The following is a 6,096-nucleotide window of genomic DNA, read 5'->3' as shown; positions in this document are numbered from 1 at the left end:
CAGCGAAGCCCTTGAGCGCGGCGTTGATGGTCTCGGAAGAGGTGCAGTTGATGGCCGGGTAGGCGAAGCCGCCCTCCTTGGCCTTGGTCAGCATCTCGTTGTAGACCTCGGGGGTTGCAATTGGCATAAAACTCTCCTTATAAGACTGGAACGGGGTTAGAACTTATCCTCTTTTATTATGCCAAATTCTGGCATAATTTCCGTGGTGGCAATACTAAAATACACCACCGGATTGAAGATGATTTTCAAAAACCGCTGGCTAGGGGCATATCCTCACGGGAATAAAAAATTCGTGAAATTTGTCACGCCATTGGCTTTATTTATATAGCCGGCTAGCAGATGGTAGTTGTTACGGGTCCAAAGCGTCTGCTACCTGCATGGTTTCGCGCAGATCCAACAGTAAAACGGAGCGTCTCATTCGATTTTGGTCGAGGAAGCAAACCGTCGGTGGTTGTCGCGTGGTTGAATCGCAAAATAATCTGCAACGCTCTGGTGTGTATTACGCGCTTGAGGTCGGAGATTCTTTTTAGTTCGTATAGCATTTTCGATAGTGTGCTTGATCTGAAAATGTATCGACGGGCGGGACCGCGGTCCTCGCCATCATCTTCTAATTGATCAAGGTGCCACTCAAGTTTGCAGGACACCAAAGGGGTCAACAGCCTGAAGCCGTTGACCCCTAGTATCTTCTGGGCAAAGCATGCCCAGTTTAGTCACAGACAGATGGCCGTTTCGGAGTTCCCCCAGCTATTGAGCTCCTGGGTTGAGTCCAAGGATCACTTTGTCTTCTGGGGAGTGTCAGTTTGGCTGTGGAACCCCGCAGGCCTAGCTGTTAATTGAGGTAGAAGATGCGGTCGCGATTTTCTTCCATGTGCTTCGCGTTCCATTCGGCGCCGCCGTCGAGGTTAGCAGCTAGAAACACCGGTGCTTCGATACCGCGCTCGATGAGATGCTCAATAATGGCAGCGGAGAGTGAGTGAAGGATAGCCGTCGACGTCACGCCGGATGCGGGCGTAAACTTTTGTGGCACACCTTCGAGCGAGAGGACAGCGTCACCCGCATCCACCTGGTTGTCCAGCAAGATATCGGCGTGATCCTTCAACTTCGTACCGTCAGGCACACGAGAGGTAACTGCATCGGTGTATTTGGAAGAAGTTAAACCTACAACGTAAATGCCACGAGCTCGAGCCTCGCGGGCAATTTCGACAGGAACTGCGTTACGGCCAGATACAGAGACCACAATGAGGACGTCACCTTCGCGCAGCGGCGAATTGTTTAGGAGGACCTCACCGTAGCCGGGCATCTGCTCCATTTGCGACCCCAGCGTGGTCGGTCGCGTGGTGAGAGCTTCGATTCCGGGGCCGTACAGCGGGTTGATAAGCATCAGGCCGCCGGCGCGATAAACAATATCCTGTACTGGGAGGCTGGAGTGAGAAGCACCGAAGGCAAAGATGCGTCCACCGGAGGCTACCTTGTCAGCAATGACATGTGCTGCTTCATCAATGCTCTCGAGTTGGGTCGACCGAACTTTCTCAAGCAGGCTGGTTATCTGGTCGAAATAGTTGTTCGTCAGCTTAGACATAACGATGTAGTTTCCTTTCTAGAAACAATGTTCCGTGCTTAAGCGGCGCCGAAGAGCATGCCGATAAAGTGGATGATGATTGCGGGCACGATTGCGTCTGGCACGGTGAAGCCAAGGCCTTCCGCGCCGAGACCAGCGAGGTCTCCAAAGACCTGTGCCTGGTAGGCGAACGAGATGAGGATCCAGCCAAGGAAGCCCCACAGGAAGCCACCTAGCCATGCGGCAACTCGGCCACCGGTCGAGTTGGCGAAGATAGCTGCGGTACCGGAAGCGAAGAACGCCACGATCATTGACGGGATAGGCACGGGCCACCCCATTGCTCCACAGAGAGCCATACCGGCAATCTGGCCGATGAGGCCCGAAATCAGGCCGACGAGTAGGGCGTTAGGAGCGAAAGCGAAGAGAACGGGGGCGTCGAGCGCCGGAATAGCGTCAGGGATGACCTTCTTGGAAATACCCTCGAAAGCGGGCACAATCTCGCCGATCAGCATACGAACGCCGTAGAGCAGGACCAACATGCCAGCCGTGAAGGTCAGGGCCATCACGAGAGAGAAGACGATCCAGTTTTGGCCATCGGAGATGCCTCCATTGTCAGCCGGCGCCTCAAAAGCAGACACACCTGCAGTCGCAACGGCCAGGCTTGCGGAGACGAAAGATACGATCGTCATCACAATGGTCGTAGACACTGCGACGTCACGGAAGAACGATAGTTTTTCAGGTAGTTTCGTTTCTTCTGTGGACTTTTCCTTGTTGCCGATGACCATACCGAGGTAACCAGCGAGGACGTTGAGCAGGGTCTGTCCATGCGCGAAGCCAACGTCATTACCGCCAGTAACACGGCGGACGAAAGGTTGGGCTAGGGCAGGAGCCAAGGTGTAGTAGAAGCCGACCAAGATGGACGAGATCAGTACTGTTAGCCACGGGCTCCAGCCGAACTGGTAAATAGCTATGGTGAAGGCGCCCGCGTGAACCCAAATCATGTGCCCGGTGAGATACACATAGTGCCATGGGGTGATTCGGGCGAGTAGCAGGTGGAACATATAGCCAAACAGCATGGTCAGGCCGATTTCGGAGCCCAACGCCGTTACTGGCCCAGTTTGAACAGCTGACACCACCGCTTCGTCGAAGGTGACGAAGGTCTGGACATTCCCGGCTGGGAACGCCATCTCGAACATTGATTGGATGGGCGACAAACCGTTGACCAAGATGGTGGCTCCGCCACCAATGATCAGCAAGGACAATGCTGTCTTCACAGTTCCGGTGACGACCTCGCCAGCAGGCTTCCTCTGGACCAAGAGGCCGATCAAGGCGATTGATCCGACGATAATCGCTGGAATCTGGAACAGCTGCACCATGAAATCAACAAAGGTGCTCATGAGTACTCCTCATTTTCGAGAGCGGGAAGCTGCTTACTTATTCTGGAATTCCTCGACCGCAGCCATGACCTTGGTCTTGACCTCGTTCTTGTCGATGAGGTTGTCGATGAGGACGACGATTGCTTTCGTGCCTTCAACATTGCTGCGCATGCCCGTTGTCGTGACGACGATGTCAGAAGGTTGGGACTTGAAAGACCCTAGGTCGATGGCTTGTACCTTGGCATCGACGTTGGCCTCTTGGAGCATTGTTCGAACTTGGCCGGCGAGCATCATAGAAGTGCCGAGGCCCATGCCGCAGACGGTTGCGATGTTGATCATTGTGGATCTCCTTGTGGTTGTGGTGATTGAGCGTGAGGGTTACGTGTGGGTTTCCCTACTCGAATACTCGAGCTAATTCTTCGTCGGTCTCCGCTGCACGTGCTGCAGCGAGTAAGTCTTGATCCCCTAAGACAGCTGCCAAGGACTGGATCATTGCCATGTGCCCTTTCTTGTCCCCAGCCGCGAAGGAGATGAGCACGTCCACTGGATCGTTAGCTGGGCTGCCGAAATTAACCGGCTCAGCCAAGGTGACAACCGCAGTGCCTTTTTTGAGAACGCCACGGGCGCTCTTCGCATGAGGCATGGCTACCCCAGGCGTCAAAACCATGTATGGCCCAAACTCCTTGACGCCATCGATCATGGCTTGGGCATATTCTGCTGTAGCTATGCCGCTATCCTCGTAGAGTTTGCCGACCTCTCGGATGGCTTCCTCCCAGTCGGCGGCAGTCTTTCGTGCTGCCACTACGTCAGGAACGAATCCCATTGAGGCCCCTTTCCCAGCGCTGTATGCACTGTTGCTTGGATAACACTGAAATTATTGGAGTGAGCATAGCAACTCTCTCTCCGCTCAGCTTAGCCCCCAAAACGATCATGGTCAAGCATTTTCAATCATCTTGAATATGCTTTTCGATCATTTCCCTTGGGTGGGGGCACTGCTGGTGTGAATCCGCTGGTGATCGGGAAATTATGGCGCCTACAAGGGGGTATTGGCTTCTCGGGCGGCTGGGGTCCGGCGCATGATGTGGCTGCAGGGCGGGGGTTCGCCCTAGCGCTAAGCGGGGAATGAGCACGTCTGAGTGATTCGCGATGATTCTCTAGACAGGAAAACAATCATGTGCAATCATGAAGGTGTGTTTATTCGACACGCGGCCCGCCTCGCGTAGAGGCTGCGGTGCGGCGTGAACCCCGAAGGAAGGATCATGCAGTGAGTACTGTTCCCGGTTTCCACATGGAAGAGGAGCTGGTTAGCCAACCACAGTGTTGGCGTCGAGCCTTGGAGTTGGAGAACTCATTCCTGCCGAGCAATGGAGAACGCGCGGTCGTAATTGGCTGTGGCACCAGTTGGTTCATGGCCCAGGCCTATGCTGCTCTTCGCGAAAGCGCTGGTAAAGGGATTACCGACGCGTATACGGCTACGGAGGTGCGGACGAATCGTCCCTACGATGTGGCAATCGTTATTACCCGTTCGGGCACTACCAGCGAGGTCATTGAGTTCCTGAAGCACAATAAAGCTGCAGAGAACCCTATGCGAACGATCGCCTTGCTCGGCGCCCAAGATACTCCCGTAGCGGAGCTAGCTGACCACGTTGTCAACTTGTCCTTTGCTGATGAGCAGTCGGTTGTTCAAACCCGCTTCGCCACCACTGTGCTCGCTTTCCTGCGGGCCAGCATTCAGGGAAGCAGCGTTGTGAACAAGGCCGCCGATCAGGCGGAGAACTATCTCGCGACCGACCTGGAAGATGAGCTCGTAGATGCCGAGCAATACACATTCCTTGGAGCGGACTGGGCTTTGGGTGTGGCCACCGAGGCTGGTTTGAAAATGCGGGAATCCTGCCAAGCGTGGACTGAATCCTACAACTCGATGGAATACCGTCACGGACCTATTGCCATCGCTGGTCCAGGTCGCATCACGTGGCAGTTCGGTGAACGTCCCGAAGGCCTAGCGGACCAGGTTGCTGCGACTGGGGCAACGTACATCCACACCGGCAATGACCCTATGGCGGATTTGGTCCGTATTCACCAAATCGCGCTAGCAACGTCCCGCGTTCGTGGGCTCGATGCCGACCATCCGCGCAACCTCACTCGCTCCGTCATTCTCAAGTAGGACGGCTCGTTATGCATACCTCTCCCGCGGTGGTTGCCTTAACCCCGAATCCGGCCCTCGATGTAACTCTCACACTTCCTCGTTTGAAGAGCGGTTGCACTCATCGCGTAAGTCAGGGCAAGTATCAACTAGCGGGTAAAGGAGTCAATGTCGCAACGGTTGCGTCGGAGCAGGGGTATGACGCTGTAGCGCTGGGCCCATTATCCGACCGAGACCGTGATTATGCCGCCGCCCGGGGCTGGTTACAGCACTTAGACGCCGCAGGCGTTCAGCAACATTGGACAGATACGTCTGTTGCTATGCGGAGCACTTTTGCGGTGGTCGAAACAGAGGTAGGCGACGTTTCCATGGTGAATGAAGTAGGTGATTCCCATTCAGAGGAAACGTGGCACGGGCTGTGCGCCGCAGTCAAAGAGGAGCTTTCCGTGCGCCGCGGTAGCGTGCTTACGATCTCTGGATCGTGGCCGCCGTCAACGCCCGAGAGCCTTTTGCCTGCTCTGATCCGCATTGCCCATGAAGCCGATAGCACTGTGGTGGTGGATTGTGGTGGGCCCCAGCTTCTCAGTGCCGCTAAGGCGGGGGCGGACATTCTCAAACCCAACCTGGCCGAGTTGATCGAGGCCCTAGGTGGTGCTGCAGCCGACAACCCATTTGCGAGTGCCCAGCAATTACAAGAGCTGGGTGCAGGAGCGGTGGTGATATCGATGGGCGCAGAAGGTTTGGCCTACCGCGGGCGCGGCAGCTTCCGTGCTCGCACGGATCGTCCGCTTCGGGGAAACCCTACGGGGGCTGGCGATGCATTAGTGGCAGCACTCGCCACTGGCGTGCTCGATTCTTTGGATGTGAGAGAGCTGCTTGAGCGAGCAGTGCGCTATTCGGCTGCGGCGGTCCTCAATCCCGCTGCCGGGACAATCGGCGACCGCTGGAAGGAGATTGTCCCAATTATTACAGAACTGTAACAGCACTGCCGCATATCTATTCATTCTCACCCCCAACGC

At 55.5% G+C, this 6,096-nt stretch carries 7 protein-coding genes; 2 read left to right on the top strand and 5 right to left on the bottom strand.

Annotated elements, in window-relative coordinates; all coding sequences use genetic code 11:
• The 5 genes from GBB11_RS05085 to GBB11_RS05065 all read right to left on the bottom strand — a co-directional run.
• Positions 1–127: class II fructose-bisphosphate aldolase (locus GBB11_RS05085; protein ID WP_192795986.1), on the bottom strand; the 127-nt coding region annotated here is incomplete at its 3' end.
• A 702-nt stretch (positions 128–829) separates the two neighbouring features.
• On the bottom strand, positions 830–1,579 hold the full coding sequence (locus GBB11_RS05080; RefSeq protein ID WP_151550339.1) for a sugar isomerase domain-containing protein: 750 nt from the start codon (positions 1,577–1,579) through the stop codon (positions 830–832).
• Positions 1,580–1,617: 38 nt separating this feature from the next.
• Positions 1,618–2,955, bottom strand: a complete 1,338-nt coding sequence (locus GBB11_RS05075) for a PTS ascorbate transporter subunit IIC (RefSeq protein ID WP_151550338.1) — start codon at positions 2,953–2,955, stop codon at positions 1,618–1,620.
• Between the two features lie 33 nt (positions 2,956–2,988).
• Positions 2,989–3,273, bottom strand: a complete 285-nt coding sequence (locus GBB11_RS05070) for a PTS sugar transporter subunit IIB (protein WP_151530375.1) — start codon at positions 3,271–3,273, stop codon at positions 2,989–2,991.
• Between the two features lie 55 nt (positions 3,274–3,328).
• Positions 3,329–3,757 (bottom strand): PTS sugar transporter subunit IIA, encoded by a 429-nt coding sequence (locus GBB11_RS05065; RefSeq protein ID WP_151550337.1) that lies wholly within the window; start codon positions 3,755–3,757, stop codon positions 3,329–3,331.
• A gap of 465 nt (positions 3,758–4,222) precedes the next feature.
• Here GBB11_RS05065 and GBB11_RS05060 point away from each other — a divergent pair, with 465 nt between their 5' ends.
• Complete coding sequence (locus tag GBB11_RS05060; protein WP_151550342.1) at positions 4,223–5,098, top strand: SIS domain-containing protein; 876 nt, start codon at positions 4,223–4,225, stop codon at positions 5,096–5,098.
• Positions 5,099–5,109: 11 nt separating this feature from the next.
• Positions 5,110–6,057: a 1-phosphofructokinase family hexose kinase gene (locus GBB11_RS05055; protein WP_151550336.1), complete on the top strand. Its 948-nt coding sequence runs from the start codon at positions 5,110–5,112 to the stop codon at positions 6,055–6,057.
• The last annotated feature ends 39 nt before the right edge of the window (positions 6,058–6,096 follow it).

The organism is Corynebacterium sp. 74A (genome assembly GCF_008930665.1).
Taxonomy (GTDB): Bacteria; Actinomycetota; Actinomycetes; order Mycobacteriales; family Mycobacteriaceae; genus Corynebacterium; species Corynebacterium megadyptis.
Note: the sequence above shows the minus strand (reverse complement) of the source record. Positions and strands in the feature narration are given on the sequence as shown.